Source organism: Legionella sp. PC997, assembly GCF_014109825.1.
GTDB lineage: Bacteria > Pseudomonadota > Gammaproteobacteria > Legionellales > Legionellaceae > Legionella.
Genome location: NZ_CP059576.1, coordinates 49,327 through 65,728, shown reverse-complemented (window position 1 = coordinate 65,728; position 16,402 = coordinate 49,327). Strand labels below are relative to the sequence as shown.

Here is a 16,402-nt window from a genome sequence, read left to right as displayed (position 1 = left end):
AATCAACACCAACCTTCTCTAAAGCGAATAAACTAGCGTAAAAAACTTACGAAACCAATTAGCTTCTTCGATACTCTTAATTCGGAAAACAGGTAGCGTCTCAACAAGCGAATAAGATATACTGATTAGTGTCTTATTTTTCAAGGTCCCAGAGAAACAGCTATAATTAGCTTCCTATTTGAAAAGGAATTTACTCTTGAGGCATTCTATACTTTATTTTGTTTGCTTGCTCATTATATTCTTAACCTTGCTGCTTCATTTAAGGTACAAACATAAACAAGCCAGTATAAACCGATGGCAAAAATCTTTAAACCTGCTAGAACACGCCCAAGTATTTCGCCAAATTTACACAGATGCTAACGGCTTTCTCCTTTCTCAGGATGCTCGCCAGAAGCATGATGCAATGGAATATGCTTATGGAGAAATTGAGTTTTTATCATTTATCGCGCTCTTATCATTAACCAACCCAGATGAGTACACAGTATTCTATGACTTGGGCTCGGGAATAGGGAAAGCGGTTTTGGCCTGCAGCATGGTTTTTCCCGTCCGCAAAAGCGTGGGAATCGAATTATTTCCTGAGCTCTACTTAGATGCATGCAGACGAGTCAAGCAATTGGCAGCATTGAAGCACTATACCGACCAAGCTAAAAGGATTCAGTTTATTCTAGGTGATTTTCTAGAAGCGAATCTAAACGAGGCAACCCTTGTTTTTATTAATTCTACTGCTTTTTTTGGTCCCACATGGGAAAAACTCTGTGCTAAGCTGGATCAGCTATCGCAGCTGAAAACAATAATTACAACTAGCAAAACATTGTCCTGTATTCATTTTACTGTAACCGCCCATACCAAAGTTGAAATGAGCTGGGGTGTGGTTTTCGCCTATATTCATACACGAAAAACAACTTTAGACTAACTGTCTTGAAAACATTGAATAATTTTTTTCCCAGTCTATACTTATAAAACAAGGGACCATTGTCAGCACCTAATCTGTATTGGTAGCAGACTTTGAAACACGCGACAACACGAGGTGGGTATGATCAAATCGGAACTCATTGAACACATCGCTGCTCGAATGACGCATCTTACTGAAAAGCAAGTGGCTGATGGCATTAATAGAATATTGGAATTAATGAGTGAAGCACTCATTAAAAATCAAAGAATAGAAATCCGGGGATTTGGAAGTTTTTCTCTTCATTATAGACCTCCGCGTAATGCCCATAATCCCAAAACAGGTGAAAAAGTAGTGACTAAAGCAAAATACAGTCCGCACTTTAAACCGGGAAAAGAATTACGTGAACGCGTTGATGCATCGCGTGATAAATACAAACTACCCGATGAAGACTGAGGGTAGTTTGTTGTAAAGCTTGAAATAGTCTGAGCACCGCTCTTGGAATTGTTTATTCAAGATTACGTGCGAGGTAAAGTAACACCGGTTTGGCCCTGATATTTTCCACCGCGATCACGATACGAAACCGCACAAACTTCAGAGGCCTCCAGAAATAGCATTTGCGCCACACCCTCATGGGCATAAATTTTAGCGGGCAAGGTAGTTGTATTTGAAAACTCCAGAGTTACATGGCCTTCCCACTCTGGCTCTAAAGGGGTAACATTCACAATAATCCCACAACGTGCATAAGTAGATTTACCCAAACAAATAGTTAGGATATTTCGTGGAATGCGAAAATACTCTACTGTTCTCGCTAATGCAAAGGAGTTCGGTGGAATAATACAAACATCAGATTGCACATCAACAAAGCTGTTTTCATCAAAAGCTTTAGGATCGACAATCGCGGAATTTATATTAGTAAAAATTTTAAATTCATTCGCACAACGAACGTCGTATCCATAACTGGATACCCCATAGGAAATAATGCGGCCATTGTTATTTTCACGCACTTGTCCGGGTTGAAATGGAGAGATCATTCCATGTTCAAGGGCCATTTTTTCTATCCATCTATCTGATTTAATCGACACAATAAAACCTCATGAATTCTTCAAAAGAAGTGTTCTATCATAAAAGTCAGATAAACGAAAGATTGTATTGATATTGCGCCAAAATGATTGATGACTATCTCTTACCAAAAATCGTTTATACTTATCATATGAGTTGCATAATTACTCGAATCAAATGGATGAAGAAATCCCAAGTTATAGCCATGCGGCCAGGCAAATTGGTTTCGTAATGAGGCATCATTACCTAGATCGCTCAGAAATCAAATTTATTAAAAAATTGATTCAAGACAGCTATAACACTTTTGGTCAATTACATCATAATAAAGTATTTTTGAACCTAGGTTTCTGGGATAAAAAAATCCATGACGAATATAAAGAATTAAATTTCGATTTTTCGAAAATCTCTGAGGTGCAAGATATATATTCTCAATTACTTCTTTACTCACTGATTAGGCCCCTAATCAAAACTCAATTTTTTTATAAGAGATTGCTTGAGATAGGAAGTGGCAATGGCCTTGGCCTTAAAGCAAGTTCTGAACTATTAAAAACCGATTATGCATTAGGAGTCGATTTGGTTAACCGTTTAGTAGTCAACTCCAATCGTCATTTTTACGACGAGGATAAAGTAAATTACATTCAATCTGATGCCGAAAATCTCCCCTTAGGTAATGAATGTTTTGATATCGTTATCAATCTTGAAAGCTCTCATCTTTATCCTCGAATCGAGGATTTTTTTTCTGAAGTAGAGCGGGTCTTATCTCTAGGTGGATTTTTTTGTTATGCAGATCATTATTTTAAAAATAAAGATCAATCCAACAAGTTAGAACAATTTATTAAGAACAACGATAAACTAAAAATAATCCAAAAAGTGAATATTACCAAGCAGGTACAAGCCTCACTTTATCAACGGTTAATCGTCAATGAAGAAGGGTTTTACCGACAGGCTTTGTCCATTGCTGGGGATGATATAAGTCAAATTATATCCGAACTTCCAACGATTGCTGCGGTATGCGGATTAATCTTCCTTCCTTGGTGGAAAATTAGGTTTAAAAATCCTGCGCTCCATTACGTCGCAAAATACGCCCGAAAGGAAAAATTTTGGGGTAGAAAATATTATTTTTATTATCTTGTCCAAAAGGTTAAGAAATGAAAATAAAACAAATACAAGAAATTGAGTACGAATACGGTCAAGAAGAATATATTAAACGTATTATTTATCGCTCAAAAGAACCTATCTTAATTAAAATTAAACAATTTACTGACAAGTTTTCCATTGAATATTTTGAAAATCTTCTGGAAGGGGTAATCACCTATGATACTTATGAAAATCATAGTTGGAAATCTTACGATCGGGGTAATTTTTCAACCGTGATGTCCCACATTAAAAATAATAAGCCTTATAGAATTTTTGGTCAAACTTTTCCAAAACATTCGGCAGCAATAGAACGTCATGTGCCCCTTTGGCAAAAAATTCCATTTCGACCTAGGTACTTTAACAAAAATTTAAAAGTTCTTTATTTTTTTGGAGGTAAGGGAGCGCATACAGAAATCCACTTTGATAGAGAGCATTGCTGTAATCTTCACTTATGCTTAAGTGGAAAAAAGCAGGTGTTATTGTTTACTGAAGAACAAAGCCAAAATATCTATAAGCTTCCTTTTGTTGGAGACAGTCTAGTGGAATTTGGTCAATCCTGGGATTTATTATTGAAACAATACCCAAGATTAAACCAAGCAGAAGGTTATCACATTACGCTTGAACGAGGAGATATGCTCTTTTTGCCTAAAAATTGCTGGCATTACACAAGCTATTTAGAAGCCTCTGCGGCTGCAACCTATGTCTTTTATCCACAAAAATTGTTTCAATTTTATGGATATTTTACTGGCTACTTTTTTATAGGCTATAAATCCCCCAATGGTTTTAAAATTTGCGATTGGCCATTATTTGAAAAATTTAGTCGAAATTACGCCTTAGCCGAAGGGAAACGAAAGCATTTATTCAAAATAATTGAACTCGTCTCTTATATAATTCTGCTGCCGATAGTGAGTATTCTCAGTAAAATTTCTCTTACATTAAAACCACGGCGAGTTTTTTAATCTAAACGATAAAATAAGAGTGATTTTAAGGTTGAAAACCCGGATTACGGCGTGCCGTCACCCAGGCTACCTTCTAACATATCTATTTTTTCCTTGAGGCCATATTAGATAAAATATCACCTAACTCCATAGGCATGGGAAACACAATAGTGGAGTTATTGTTGCCGGCTATAGCAGCTAATGTCTGCAAATAACGCAACTGCATTGCTTGCGGTTGTTGTGCCAAAACTTGAGATGCTTGCAGCAATTTATCTGAAGCTTGTAACTCACCTTCAGCATGAATCACTTTCGCACGCCGTTCGCGCTCAGCTTCAGCCTGTCTTGCAATTGCACGAATCATGCTTTCGTCCAAATCGACTCGTTTTATCTCCACATTAGACACCTTAATGCCCCAATTATCTGTTTGTGAGTCCAATATTTTCTGTACATCACTATTTAAGCGTTCGCGTTCAGAAAGCATTTCATCGAGTTCATGTTGGCCTAATACAGAACGGAGTGTAGTTTGCGCCAATTGACTGGTGGCTTCATAGTAATTTTCTACTTGAATAATTGCATTTTCTGGGACCACCACCCGAAAATATAAAACTGCATTCACGCGTACTGAAACGTTATCCTTAGAGATCACATCTTGGCTGGGTACGTCCATAACTATAGTACGCAAATCGACTCGTACAACTTGTTGAATAACTGGAATAATAAGCACTAAACCGGGCCCTTTCACTTTCCAGAAGCGGCCTAACATGAATACAACGCCGCGCTCATATTCCCTAAAGACTTTCACTGCTGATATCAAAAGTAGTAAAATTGCAACGATAATTACCGTAAAAAATGGTCCCATATTATTCTCCTTGATTGCTCAAATCCTCTTCAATTTCCATTTTAAGCCCTGAAACTCCAATCACTTTTATTGGCCTGTTCGCGGCTATAGGTAATTTAGAATGTACGCTCCAAATTTCACCACGAATCATTGCTTGTCCTTCATGATTTATATTGCCAAGCGTACGACCTTTGGCCCCGATTAAAACGATTAAACCATGTTTTACACTTTGTCGTCTTGCTTTTAATACCATCCCGAGAAGAAGAACAAAAAAGAGGATATTTACAACAGCCATTGCAACAATTGCCGACCAGGCAATTTGGTACATTTGATTATCGGTTTCAATTAACATAATGGAGCCAATAATAAATGCAATGGTACCGCCCACTCCTAGAGAACCGTAAGCGGGCACAAATGCTTCCCCTACAATAAATGCAATTCCCAATATAATAAGAAAAAACCCAGCGTAGTTAACTGGTAATAATTGCAGCGCATAAAGCGCAATACAGATCGAAATCGCTCCAATAACCCCCGGAAATAAATGTCCTGGGTTTACCAACTCAAAAAAAATACCATATATCCCTAGTAAAAGAAGAAGATAAGCTACAGTGGGATCGGTAATTATCGATAAAAATTGTGTGCGCCAATCCTGTTTCACTAATTCAATTTTAGCATTACTGGTATTAAGTGTTATTTTTTGATTGTTTTGTATCACTGAGACGCCATTCATCTGCGCCAGCAATTCGCTCTCATTATTTGCAATATAATTAATAACCCCTTGCTTTAAAGCTTCAGTAGCTGTCATTGTTTCAGCATTTAAAACCGCTTTTTGTGCAAAATCTGGGTTGCGACCTCGCAATTGTGCAAGGGACCTTATGGTAGCTACTGCATCATTGGTAATTTTTTTCTCCATGGTAGTTTGTTTATCGGAGGGGCTTGTGTCACTGAACCCTGATGCTAAATTTACCGGACTCGCAGCACCCAATTGTGTTCCGGGCGCCATGGCGGCCAAGGTACTCGCATAAAGTAAATACGTCCCTGCGCTTGCCGCTCGAGCACCATTCGGACTGACATAAGTTACTATAGGAATATTGGAGGATAAAAAGCTTTGAACGATATTTCGGGTTGATTCATCAAGCCCGCCGGGAGTATCCAGCGTAATTATAATTAAATCTGCATGTTGTGCATTATCAATACCACGAATCACATAATCTGCCGTAGCAGGCCCAATTGCTCCTTTAATGTTTAGTTCAACGACTTTAGTTGCATAGGAACAGGACGTATAAAAAACTAGAATAAAAATAAGCAGAACACTGGATCGCAATAAATAGATTAGTCGATGTGTTGGCGTGTCTGTGGACCCTGGCATGATGTAGGATGCACACATGCTCCCTTCCTAATAAAATACGCTATATGTTAAAAGATAGCACAATTTGCATCTTTATTGCTGCATGCATTGCAAAATCAGTAGGATAAGCAGGGAGAAGATGTAACGTATCGATCTATGAGATTATGCATTCTGCATGATGCACTGTAACCCTGGGTGACAGGGGGTACTTTCACCCAGGTTGAATGATATTATTTTAGAAATAAACCCCAATTTGAGCAGAAACTGTATCCGCTGTACCTCCGGTACCTAGTGTGGGGGCATTGACAAAACCAGGGGCAGAAGCACCATTAGCGAAATCGTTAGATCCATAATCAATTTCATGTCGATATTCGATACTTTCTACAGTATCTTTCCAGATAGAAATATTAAATACGCCAATGAAACGGTGTTCTGGTAGATTTAATGCAAGGGCCTCTTTGGTATGTTGGTAACCCACACCGATAGATGCAGGTCGGTTAAAGGCTTTAAACGTCATACCAATTTCTGTTTGTAATGCCTGTGGTTTTGCACCATGTCCATTGAAACTTAAATCCTGGGTTCTAAATGATTCAATAGTAGCCACCCATTCAGCAGCAAAGTTAAATCGGTCATAACCCATGTTTCCATAAATATCCACAGCATCCGTCTTACGGACTAATTCATTGCCATTAAGTAATGAGCCAAACCCACCAAAAGTGCCGGGATTACCCCCAGTATTTTGCATTCCCGCTGCATCATCGATGGAGCTAATGTAACTTGCACCTATTTCACCGGTGGCTTCCGTAAATGCAAACACATAACCGACATTGGCACCGCCTACACCAGCGCGTCCTAAGGTCGTATCACTTCGATATATATAGGCTGCAGCAAATGGCCCGGTATCTTCCTGTGATTTATAACCTATAATAAAAGGTCTTGTTTTAGTACGAGCTAAATTTAGGGTCAGTGGGGCACTAATCATGGCGCTAGAATAACGTCCGAAAGGCACATACAACTGACCAGCAGTAAAATAAAAGGGCGTCTTATCCAAATTACCGACATTCACAAAACCCATATTAAGGTTAAATGCGGAGTTATTAATTCTTGGACCCACATCAGGAGGACTCTCATCATAGGCGAGTGCGATATATGCCTCGACATTTTGATTTAACGCAGCTGCAACATCTACCTCGCTCGAGCCCAAAGTCAAATCAACATTGGTTCCACCAACAAAATCACTATTGATCATGCCCACAGGCTCAGCTTTCCCACTTAGTGCAATAATTGGTCTCTCTGGAATCGGATAACCCATATTTCTATAGGCTCTGTATAATTTTCGACGTTGTTGCATCAAACGAATGTCACGGTTAATACTGGAAATATTCACAATATAATCTGACCCATCGAATGCAGGTCTATCCCCTAAATACGGAGAGGTCACGACAGGTGTCCCAGCGATATAAGTAACAACTCGACTTTCAGCCACTAAGGCAGTTGGATAAAATCCAATAGATTCTGGATGTTCCTCTGGGGTATGCACTGAGAGCGTGGATGAATGGTATTTGACCATTTTTTCATGTTTTTCATTTTCATGTTTCTTTGCTGGTTTTTTATGAACAACTGGCTCTGATTTTTTAGCTTGCTTTTTATTTGGCTTGCTTGACTGACTCACTTTCTGAGCAACTAGTTCTTTCTGCAAGGAATCTAATTGAGTTTGTAATTGTTGCGCTTGTTTCTGTAAACGGGCTATTTGACGTTGCAACTGCTGATCATGTTCCGCATAGAGTGGCGATGACAAACAGACTAGGGCCAATATGATTTTTTTATATTGCATGCGGTACTCCTGTTCATTATTTTTACTTCCACATCGGAAAGGCAGAAAATTATAGCTTGGTAAACAAGGAGTGGCTAGCATCTTTTTCACAAATTTGCTTAAAATTTGTTACTTATTCCAATCCGCAAAAAAAAAACCCATAGTCGATCTATGGGTTTTAATGAGCATTAACGGAAAGTGGATATCTAGTTTGGATTATGCATTACCAATTAACTTCAGACCAAAATAGGGACCAAAAAGACCATAATCTACTGGACGTATTGGACCAAATAAATTGGGGAATGGTTGCTCTTCTAAAACGTGGAAATAATTCACTACTTGGTAACCCGCTTGGATATTGGCAAGACCTATTGGTGTAGGACGCGCATAATTGATACCAAGTTTAGCTTCTAAGCTTGGAACAATACCTCTCTTACGAAAGAATACCTGCTCAACAATTGCCTGCTGAGGTGATACAACAAAACCTGCGTGGTAGCGATTCGTACCATAGAGCACTGAGCCGCCTCCATTTGCAGTCACGCTTAGCGAGTCTGTCAAATTGTAAGCATAGTCAATTCCAACTACCGGTCCAAAACCTTTATAGTCAGTATTGTCAAATTTGCTAAAAGGATTTGTCACAAGAGCAGGAATAAATTCGGTTATATAATAATTTGTAGCTGTGGATTGGATATTCGCGTACTGCATACCCGCATAGAAGCGCATTTTCTTACGCATGCTAATATCAGTATGTTGTCCCATCACGACATTAACTTGGTCAATTCTATTGCGACTAATAAAATCAAATGGAGCTGGAATAGGTGGTAAACCCGTAACCGGGATATTCAAAACTCCGAAAAACTCTGTTGGTCCGGTAGAAGTACTGAAATGCATCCAATTGACAGTAATATCACTTCCGGTATTAAAATGGTAAGACCCTTCTAAAAAATAGCCCCAATTCCAATCATTCTTTATTTCTTTATTTACTGGTAATGTACCGAATTGTATCGATTTTTCACTACCATAGATTGATCTTAGGTAGAGCGCTTGAGCGCTAAAATCCCAGAGTTTTGTTACACATGGAACTGTAACATTACCTGGGGTACAAACAGGACCCATACCGCCGGCAGTAGCTACACTTGCTGCCAATCCCAATACAGCTATAGTTGTTTTCTTAAACATGAATACTCCATTAGAAAAAAAAAGCCCATCATTTGACGGGCTTTTATAAGATCTTAATCAATTAAGAAATTAAATATTTCCAACATACTTCAGACCGAAGTAAGGACCAGCAGCGCTGAAGTCAGTTGCTGTAACTGGTAATACAGTTGTGTTTAACGCATGAATGTAGTCGAACCACATGTAACCAGCATCCAGAGTTAAATCACCTTGTGCCATTGCATAAGTATAGCTAGCACCTAACTTAGCTTCTAATTCTGGAACGATTGCTGTTCTAGAACCGCTAACATCAACAGTGAACACAGTTGGAAGACCAGGAACAGAACCATCTGCATCAACGAAGTCAACATCGTAGCTGTGTTTTTGTGAACCAACTAATACTGCAGCAGCTGCTTTAGCATAAATACCAAAACCGTTGCCGAATACGTAGTTCATGTCGATACCAGTACGTGGACCAAATCCGTTGTATTGAGTGTTACCTTCAAATCCAACAGTAAAGTCTGGAACGCCAGCATCAAAGTCTGTAGCAAACGCATGCATGCTTCTCTTGATACTCGCAAATTGGAAACCGCCATGGAAACGGATTTTCTTGTTGGCACTGAAATCAACATATTGACCGAATTCACCGTTCACAGCATCCCATCGGTTCTTATGACCAAAACCAATTAATACATCTGGAGCAAAATCAGGAGTAAATTCATGGTTGTTCCAACCAGAATCCAAATGGTACCAAGTTAAGGTAATGTCGTTTCCAGTATTGAAATGGTAAGAACCTTCAATTTGGAAGCCCCAGTTCCATTGAGCGTCTAGTTCTGTATTCAAAGAAACGCCTGATGGAGTAATGTCCAGGTTCAGAGAAACGTCATTATCAGTCATTGTTTGCAATACTAATGCTTGGCCGCCAACGTTCCATCCAGTACTTGGGCAAGGAACAGTAACGTTACCTGGGGTACAAACTGGGCCCATGGTACCAGCGAATACTGCACTGCTACCTAAAGCAAGAACAGCTAACGCTGTTTTTTTCAAATTTAACATGCTTATCTCCACTTTTTATTATTATTTCCGTTCGTTACCAATTTAAATTGTTAGCAACGGTACGCATATTCGCTCTATACCGAGAGCGTACCTTGCTCAATTATCTAACCGGACCTTCTTAAAGTCAACAGTATCGATTAAATTTATTAAAATGATAGCGAATTAAATGTTTCCTATATATTTCAAGCCAAAGTAAGGACCGGCAGCAGCGAAATCAGTTGCTGTAACGGGTAATACAGTGCCGTTCAACGCATGAATGTAGTCGAACCACATGTAACCTGCATCCAGAACCAAATCACCTTGTGCCATTGCATAGTCATAGCTAGCACCTAACTTAACTTCTAATTCTGGAACAACCGCTGTTCTAGATCCGCTAATGTCAACGGTGAACACACTAGGAAGAACAGGATTAGAACCATCTGGGTCAATAAAATCAACATCGTAGCTGTGTTTTTGTGAACCCACTAAAACTGCAGCAGCTGCTTTAGCATAAATACCAAAACCATTACCGAATACATAGTTCATGTCGATACCAGTACGTGGTCCGAATCCGTTGAACTGAGTGTCTCCTTCAAATGTTAGAGTATAGTCTGGAACACCAGCATCAAAGTCTGTTCCAAACGCATGCATGCTTCTCTTGATACTCGCAAATTGGAAACCGCCATGGAAACGGATTTTCTTGTTGGCACTGAAATCAACGAATTGACCGAATTCACCGTTCACAGCATCCCATCGGTTCTTATGACCAAAACCAATTAATACATCTGGAGCAAAATCAGGAGTAAATTCATGGTTGTTCCAACCAGAATCCAAGTGGTACCAAGTTAAGGTAATGTCGTTTCCAGTATTGAAATGGTAAGAACCTTCAATTTGGAAGCCCCAGTTCCATTGAGCGTCTAATTCTGTATTCAAAGAAACGCCTGATGGAGTAATGTCGAGGTCCAGAGAAACGTCATTATCAGTCATTGTTTGCAATACTAATGCTTGGCCGCCAACGTTCCATCCAGTACTTGGGCAAGGAACAGTAACGTTACCGGGGGTACATACTGGACCCATGGTACCTGCAAATAGTGTACTGCTTCCTAAAGCTAAAATTGCTAAAGTTGTTTTCTTTAAACTTAACATGCTTATGTCTCCGCATAAATTATTATTGTTTCCGATTTCATTGATAACTCTCTACTAGGAGTTGTCATTAGCATGCCTTCGTCGCTTCAGGTCGATGCATGCAACAGTGTGAGTATTAGCAGTGGAAAAGAATAAGTCAAGAAGATTTACAAAAAAAAATTAATATTTTTCAATTGGATATGCTTTTTTTATGCACTGGATATTTTTTTTGGTCACCATGGCGATTCTTTGGTTTTGTTTATAAAAAAATGAAACCTGTGCACTGGCTTTTAAAAAAAGTAAAAATAGCATATTCAGGATCACTAATATAGTGCATCTATTGCAACTTGCAACCTTTTTCTAAAGTCAAAGACAGTGCAATTAATTAATTTTTTTGGCACTATAAGCCAACTTATTTTATTTCTTTATGAGCGTAATCACTACTCGTCGATTTGCTGCCCGACCGACATCAGTATCATTTCTTGCTACTGGATACAGTTCTCCAACCCAAGTCACATGTAATATTTTTTTAGGTACACCCAGGTGTAACAGATATTTTTCCACAATTCGTGCTCTATTTTCAGATACTGCGTTATTATACCCTTTGCGCCCATTAGCATCTGCATAACCAATAATTCTTAGTTCATTTATTTGAGCATCGGCCTCTGCATAGCGTGCAATACGCCGCAATTGATCCTTATCCTTATCACTTAATTCGCTTCCATCTTCTTTATAATGGAACACACTCTCTCGTACTTGTTCATAATCAAAAGGTAACAAGCTTCCAATACATTCTTGATAGCGAGAATAGGGTTTTTGAAAACCCACAGGTGATAAAGCAACAAGGGTATTAAATCCTGTCTCGGCTCGATAACTGAAGTTAGGCTCATAACCTTGTGAAAGAAACGTAAGCAGCTTTAAACTTGCATCCCGTTTTAGATAGATGCCAAATTCCCCCGGTTTAACCATTAATTCCCCTGCTAGAACCGCAGGTCGATCTGGTTTCCAATTGGGCGATTTTATGATGATTTTAGCAGGTAAATACTGCTGTACTTCATTCCATGTTCGTATAATAAAATGGGGTGGTTGGGCTGCATACTGTTCAAAATAGGCAATACCAAAATTAGGGATAGTAAGGGATAACCCACAACGTATCGGGTTACGGCTGACCCGCCATCCCTTTGCCCCTAAAGGATTTGCAAACTGAATCTGCGTCATTGCATGTCCTGTATCTATTATAAGCACTGTGCTCAATGCAATACATGCTAGAAATTGTCCTTTTTGATCCACAAATGCCATCTTTTACTCATTCTCGTGACTTGTTTCATGTTATCCTTAATTATCGGCAAAAACGCAGGAATCTTTACTATGCAAACGCTAATAATTAATCGTCCGGATGATTGGCATGTCCATCTTAGAGATAATGAGATGCTAGAACACACCGTGGCTGATACGGCCCAGCATTTTGCTCGCGCATTAGTAATGCCAAATCTTAAGCCAGCTCTAACCTCATTGTCCTCCCTTAGTGAATACAGAACTAGAATTCTAAAAGCACTCCCTCAAGGGGCTACCTTTGAACCCTATATGACCTTTTACCTGAATGATTTCGTACGTCCTGAAGAATTAAAAGAAGCAGCGAAAACTTCTTATATTCTTGGTGCCAAACTGTACCCAGCAGGGGCAACGACCAATTCAGAGGCAGGTGCAAAGTCGTTAACTGATCTTTATCCCCTTTTTGAAGTGTTACAAAGTAGCAACCTGGTATTGCAAATTCATGGAGAAGTAACCCATAGTGACATTTTTGAACGTGAGTCCTTATTTATAGAGGAATATCTAAAGCCGATCGTACGAAATTTTCCCAAACTAAGAATAGTGCTTGAACACATATCAACGCGGGCTGCGGTCGAATATGTCACCGATGCCCCAGCAACAGTTGCAGCAACGATTACTCCACATCATTTATTATATAACCGTAATAAGTTGCTGGCTGGGGGGCTGAGACCCCATTATTATTGTTTACCTATTTTAAAGCATGAACACGATCAAAAAGCGTTACTAGGGGCCGCGTGTAGCGGTAATTCTAAGTTTTTTGCGGGAACGGATAGTGCTCCTCATATCGTCAGTACCAAAGAAAGTGCTTGTGGATGTGCAGGAATTTATTCTGCACCATTTGCTCTCGCTCTTTACACGCAGGTATTTGATGAAATGAACCAGTTAAAACAACTCAATCATTTTCTCAGTCGCTTTGGTGCCGAGTTCTATCAACTACCGATCAATCAACAACACATTGAATTAATTAAATCTCCTCAAACCATACCCGCTTATCTGCCTTTAGGCTCCAGCCAAGTTGTTCCCATCGCTGCAGGTGAAACCATTCCATGGAGTATTCATGCGCCCAAGCGATAGTGTATTTAATATGAATATAAAAGAACGATTTCGTGGTTTTTTGCCTATAGTGGTTGATGTAGAAACAGCCGGAGTAGATCCATGCAAGAATGCATTGTTAGAAATGTGTATCGTATTAGTTTCTATGGATGAACACGGAAATTTTCATCGTGGGGCAAGTCATTTTGAACATATTTTGCCTTTCCCAGGCGCTGAATTGGATCAAAAATCCTTAGAATTCAATCAAATAGATCCATACCAACCTCTACGTTTTGCGTTAGATGAGAAAACTGCTTTAGAAAATCTATTTAAACCTATTTTTGCTGCACTAAAAAAAACTCAATGCCAACGTGCTGTCTTGGTGGGGCATAATGCGTGGTTTGATTTGTTATTTATAAAGGAAGCCATCAAAAGAACGGGAGTTAAATCCCCCTTTCATGCGTTTACTTGTTTCGATACGGCCACATTAGGTGGATTTATGTATGGACAAACCGTCTTAGCCAAAGCAGCTCAAGCAGCAGGAATTCCTTTTGATGCTCAAGAAGCACATTCAGCTATTTATGATGCAGAAAAAACCGCCGATTTATTTTGCCGTATGGTCAACATCTGGAAAACCGCACAGCAAAATATTTAGTTAGGATAGGTGAACAATAATTTGTTTCACGATACTAGAGCGGGTCATTTCATTTCCCGGGACGACTCTTGGTGTCTCCCGGGATCTTTTTTACAAGGAGTCGGAATGCTCTGATAAATAAGCAGCAACACCTTCTGTTGATGCCTTCATACCTGCTTTACCTTTTTCCCAACCTGCAGGACATACTTCACCATTTTCTTCAAAGTGCTGTACTGCATCTATGATTCTTAAAATTTCATCCATATTACGACCAATAGGCAAATCATTTACGATTTGTGAACGAACTACGCCATTGGTATCAATAATAAATGCACCACGGAATGCAACGCCTGCTGCCGGATGTTCAACTCCATAGGATTGGCAAATGCTATGAGTCATGTCAGCAGCCATAACATAGCGCACTGGGCCAATACCACCCTTGTTAATTGGTGTATTTCTGTATGCATTGTGAGTGAAGTGTGAATCAATTGAAACGCTAACCACTTCAACATTACGGCTTTTGAACTCATCAATACGATGGTCTAAAGCAATCAACTCAGAAGGACATACGAAAGTAAAATCCAGAGGATAAAAAAACACGAGTCCATACTTACCTTTTAAATGCTCGTGCAAATTAAATTTATCCATAATCTCACCGTTAGGCATAACAGCCGCTACGGTAAAATCAGGAGCTTTTCGTCCCACTAATACACTCATTCTATGATCTCCATCATTGTCGTTATTATTATGGTATTAACTAATTATATTATGCAGCAATTGCATCACGCAGCATGGGCTCTAATTCACCTTGTTGAAATAATTCAGCAATGATATCAGAACCACCGATTAACTCACCCTTCACATAAAGTTGGGGAAAAGTAGGCCAATCAGCATATTGTGGCAATGTTTGGCGAATATCAGGATTAGCAAGAACATCTACATAGGCAAAATCTACACCGCAAGATTCGATACATTGTACTGCACGAGCAGAAAATCCACATTGTGGCATCTTCGGCGTGCCTTTCATATAAAGCAGAATGGCATTTTCCGCTATTTGCTTTTTAATTTTTTCTAAAGTATCCACGCACACACCTTATAATAAGTTAATTATTGCTCATTATCGCGAAAACCTATAAAACCCGCAACCAATAAATTTTTAGCTTAATAGATTAACAGATCTTAATTTAAATGCCAACTAATGCTCCATTTGATCTAATAGTAAGCAACAAGCCCACAGTATACTCTGCTTATAAGCACTTCTACTGTTCAAAACTGGACTACTTTTTTTATATATTGTGGATAATCTTCATTGAATATCATACCCTTCCTGCTACACTTACTCGCACTGATAAAAATAATAGGAGATTAGGATGACATTTACATTGCCTGAGTTACCATACGCCAAGAATGCGTTAGAACCTCACATTTCCAGTGAAACCTTAGAGTATCATTACGGCAAACATCACCAAGCCTACGTGACCAATTTAAATAAATTAATCCCAGGTACCGAATTTGAATCCATGGATCTGGAAGAGATCATCAAAAAAGCAAAAGGGGGAGTATTCAATAATGCTGCCCAAGTTTGGAATCATACCTTTTACTGGCATTGCCTAAGTCCTAATGGTGGCGGTGAGCCTAAAGGCAAAATAGCCGAAGCAATTAACAAACATTTTGGCTCCTTCAGCGCATTTAAAGAAGAATTTACAAAAACCGCCATAGCTACTTTTGGTTCAGGCTGGGCGTGGCTTGTTCAAGATAATGCCGGTGCTTTAAAAATAATTAGTACAAGCAATGCAGGAACCCCAATGACTGAAGGTTTAACCGCTCTATTGACCTGTGATGTATGGGAACACGCCTATTATATTGATTACCGTAATGCCCGCCCTGACTATGTCACTGCATTCTGGTCTTTAGTTAATTGGGATTTTGTAGCCAGTAATTTTAAATAAAAATCATTCTTTTTACCATGGATGCCTTCCCTCATGTAGCATAGGGAAGAAAGTTATGTCTATAATGTGACCGCAACCTATCTCTCCCTTCTGGGGGAGATAATTTTTGAGTGGA

At 39.2% G+C, this 16,402-nt stretch carries 17 protein-coding genes; 7 read left to right on the top strand and 10 right to left on the bottom strand.

What is annotated here, in order from left to right:
• Positions 1-196: 196 nt before the first annotated feature.
• Both HBNCFIEN_RS00265 and HBNCFIEN_RS00260 read left to right on the top strand, forming a co-directional pair.
• On the top strand, positions 197-913 hold the full coding sequence (locus tag HBNCFIEN_RS00265) for a hypothetical protein (protein WP_182392174.1): 717 nt from the start codon (positions 197-199) through the stop codon (positions 911-913).
• 120 nt (positions 914-1,033) lie between these two features.
• A complete protein-coding gene (locus HBNCFIEN_RS00260) occupies positions 1,034-1,345 on the top strand; it encodes an integration host factor subunit beta (RefSeq protein WP_182392173.1) in 312 nt (103 codons plus the stop codon).
• A 62-nt stretch (positions 1,346-1,407) separates the two neighbouring features.
• Here HBNCFIEN_RS00260 and dcd read toward each other — a convergent pair whose 3' ends face one another.
• Positions 1,408-1,974 carry a dCTP deaminase gene (dcd, locus tag HBNCFIEN_RS00255; RefSeq protein WP_182392172.1) on the bottom strand — a complete coding sequence of 189 codons (567 nt, stop codon included), beginning with the start codon at positions 1,972-1,974 and terminating at the stop codon, positions 1,408-1,410.
• A gap of 154 nt (positions 1,975-2,128) precedes the next feature.
• Between dcd and HBNCFIEN_RS00250 the strand changes: the two genes are divergently transcribed.
• The gene (locus HBNCFIEN_RS00250; RefSeq protein WP_182392171.1) at positions 2,129-3,103 is read left to right on the top strand and encodes a class I SAM-dependent methyltransferase; all 975 of its coding nucleotides are present in this window, start codon (positions 2,129-2,131) and stop codon (positions 3,101-3,103) included.
• Positions 3,100-4,047: a cupin-like domain-containing protein gene (locus HBNCFIEN_RS00245; RefSeq protein WP_182392170.1), complete on the top strand. Its 948-nt coding sequence runs from the start codon at positions 3,100-3,102 to the stop codon at positions 4,045-4,047. The genes HBNCFIEN_RS00250 and HBNCFIEN_RS00245 overlap by 4 nt, the downstream gene beginning before the upstream one ends.
• Positions 4,048-4,129: 82 nt before the next feature.
• Here HBNCFIEN_RS00245 and HBNCFIEN_RS00240 read toward each other — a convergent pair whose 3' ends face one another.
• From HBNCFIEN_RS00240 to HBNCFIEN_RS00210, 7 genes are all read right to left on the bottom strand, one after another.
• On the bottom strand, positions 4,130-4,885 hold the full coding sequence (locus tag HBNCFIEN_RS00240; protein ID WP_182392169.1) for a slipin family protein: 756 nt from the start codon (positions 4,883-4,885) through the stop codon (positions 4,130-4,132).
• A gap of 1 nt (position 4,886) precedes the next feature.
• Entirely contained in the window at positions 4,887-6,251 is a 1,365-nt protein-coding gene (locus HBNCFIEN_RS00235; protein ID WP_255464281.1) for a nodulation protein NfeD, read from the bottom strand.
• A gap of 196 nt (positions 6,252-6,447) precedes the next feature.
• A complete protein-coding gene (locus tag HBNCFIEN_RS00230; protein ID WP_182392168.1) occupies positions 6,448-8,046 on the bottom strand; it encodes an LbtU family siderophore porin in 1,599 nt (532 codons plus the stop codon).
• A 195-nt stretch (positions 8,047-8,241) separates the two neighbouring features.
• The gene (locus HBNCFIEN_RS00225) at positions 8,242-9,204 is read right to left on the bottom strand and encodes an Lpg1974 family pore-forming outer membrane protein (protein WP_182392167.1); all 963 of its coding nucleotides are present in this window, start codon (positions 9,202-9,204) and stop codon (positions 8,242-8,244) included.
• Between the two features lie 69 nt (positions 9,205-9,273).
• Positions 9,274-10,236 (bottom strand): Lpg1974 family pore-forming outer membrane protein, encoded by a 963-nt coding sequence (locus HBNCFIEN_RS00220; RefSeq protein WP_182392166.1) that lies wholly within the window; start codon positions 10,234-10,236, stop codon positions 9,274-9,276.
• 162 nt (positions 10,237-10,398) lie between these two features.
• Positions 10,399-11,361, bottom strand: coding sequence for an Lpg1974 family pore-forming outer membrane protein (locus HBNCFIEN_RS00215; protein ID WP_182392165.1), 963 nt, complete (start codon positions 11,359-11,361; stop codon positions 10,399-10,401).
• A gap of 396 nt (positions 11,362-11,757) precedes the next feature.
• Positions 11,758-12,639 carry an OmpA family protein gene (locus HBNCFIEN_RS00210; protein WP_182392164.1) on the bottom strand — a complete coding sequence of 294 codons (882 nt, stop codon included), beginning with the start codon at positions 12,637-12,639 and terminating at the stop codon, positions 11,758-11,760.
• Between the two features lie 69 nt (positions 12,640-12,708).
• Between HBNCFIEN_RS00210 and pyrC the strand changes: the two genes are divergently transcribed.
• On the top strand, positions 12,709-13,746 hold the full coding sequence (gene pyrC, locus HBNCFIEN_RS00205; protein WP_182392163.1) for a dihydroorotase: 1,038 nt from the start codon (positions 12,709-12,711) through the stop codon (positions 13,744-13,746).
• A complete protein-coding gene (gene rnt / locus HBNCFIEN_RS00200; RefSeq protein WP_182392162.1) occupies positions 13,730-14,359 on the top strand; it encodes a ribonuclease T in 630 nt (209 codons plus the stop codon). Before pyrC ends, rnt begins: the two co-directional genes overlap by 17 nt.
• 90 nt (positions 14,360-14,449) lie before the next feature.
• On the opposite strand, the gene HBNCFIEN_RS00195 is transcribed toward rnt, so the two are convergent.
• Both HBNCFIEN_RS00195 and grxD read right to left on the bottom strand, forming a co-directional pair.
• A complete protein-coding gene (locus HBNCFIEN_RS00195; RefSeq protein ID WP_182392161.1) occupies positions 14,450-15,055 on the bottom strand; it encodes a peroxiredoxin in 606 nt (201 codons plus the stop codon).
• Between the two features lie 49 nt (positions 15,056-15,104).
• Positions 15,105-15,422, bottom strand: coding sequence for a Grx4 family monothiol glutaredoxin (grxD, locus tag HBNCFIEN_RS00190; RefSeq protein WP_182392160.1), 318 nt, complete (start codon positions 15,420-15,422; stop codon positions 15,105-15,107).
• Positions 15,423-15,708: 286 nt separating this feature from the next.
• Between grxD and sodB the strand changes: the two genes are divergently transcribed.
• A complete protein-coding gene (gene sodB, locus HBNCFIEN_RS00185) occupies positions 15,709-16,287 on the top strand; it encodes a superoxide dismutase [Fe] (RefSeq protein ID WP_182392159.1) in 579 nt (192 codons plus the stop codon).
• Positions 16,288-16,402 lie beyond the last annotated feature (115 nt).

Excerpts from the sequence above, each read along its gene's own strand:
- HBNCFIEN_RS00235 (WP_255464281.1), bottom strand. The coding sequence starts at position 6,251 with ATGTGTGCATCCTACATCATGCCAGGGTCCACAGACACGCCAACACAT.
- HBNCFIEN_RS00225 (WP_182392167.1), bottom strand. The coding sequence starts at position 9,204 with ATGTTTAAGAAAACAACTATAGCTGTATTGGGATTGGCAGCAAGTGTA.
- HBNCFIEN_RS00230 (WP_182392168.1), bottom strand. The coding sequence starts at position 8,046 with ATGCAATATAAAAAAATCATATTGGCCCTAGTCTGTTTGTCATCGCCA.
- pyrC (WP_182392163.1), top strand. The coding sequence starts at position 12,709 with ATGCAAACGCTAATAATTAATCGTCCGGATGATTGGCATGTCCATCTT.
- HBNCFIEN_RS00220 (WP_182392166.1), bottom strand. The coding sequence starts at position 10,236 with ATGTTAAATTTGAAAAAAACAGCGTTAGCTGTTCTTGCTTTAGGTAGC.
- HBNCFIEN_RS00250 (WP_182392171.1), top strand. The coding sequence starts at position 2,129 with ATGGATGAAGAAATCCCAAGTTATAGCCATGCGGCCAGGCAAATTGGT.
- HBNCFIEN_RS00240 (WP_182392169.1), bottom strand. The coding sequence starts at position 4,885 with ATGGGACCATTTTTTACGGTAATTATCGTTGCAATTTTACTACTTTTG.
- HBNCFIEN_RS00215 (WP_182392165.1), bottom strand. The coding sequence starts at position 11,361 with ATGTTAAGTTTAAAGAAAACAACTTTAGCAATTTTAGCTTTAGGAAGC.
- HBNCFIEN_RS00195 (WP_182392161.1), bottom strand. The coding sequence starts at position 15,055 with ATGAGTGTATTAGTGGGACGAAAAGCTCCTGATTTTACCGTAGCGGCT.
- rnt (WP_182392162.1), top strand. The coding sequence starts at position 13,730 with ATGCGCCCAAGCGATAGTGTATTTAATATGAATATAAAAGAACGATTT.
- HBNCFIEN_RS00210 (WP_182392164.1), bottom strand. The coding sequence starts at position 12,639 with ATGGCATTTGTGGATCAAAAAGGACAATTTCTAGCATGTATTGCATTG.
- HBNCFIEN_RS00260 (WP_182392173.1), top strand. The coding sequence starts at position 1,034 with ATGATCAAATCGGAACTCATTGAACACATCGCTGCTCGAATGACGCAT.
- HBNCFIEN_RS00245 (WP_182392170.1), top strand. The coding sequence starts at position 3,100 with ATGAAAATAAAACAAATACAAGAAATTGAGTACGAATACGGTCAAGAA.
- sodB (WP_182392159.1), top strand. The coding sequence starts at position 15,709 with ATGACATTTACATTGCCTGAGTTACCATACGCCAAGAATGCGTTAGAA.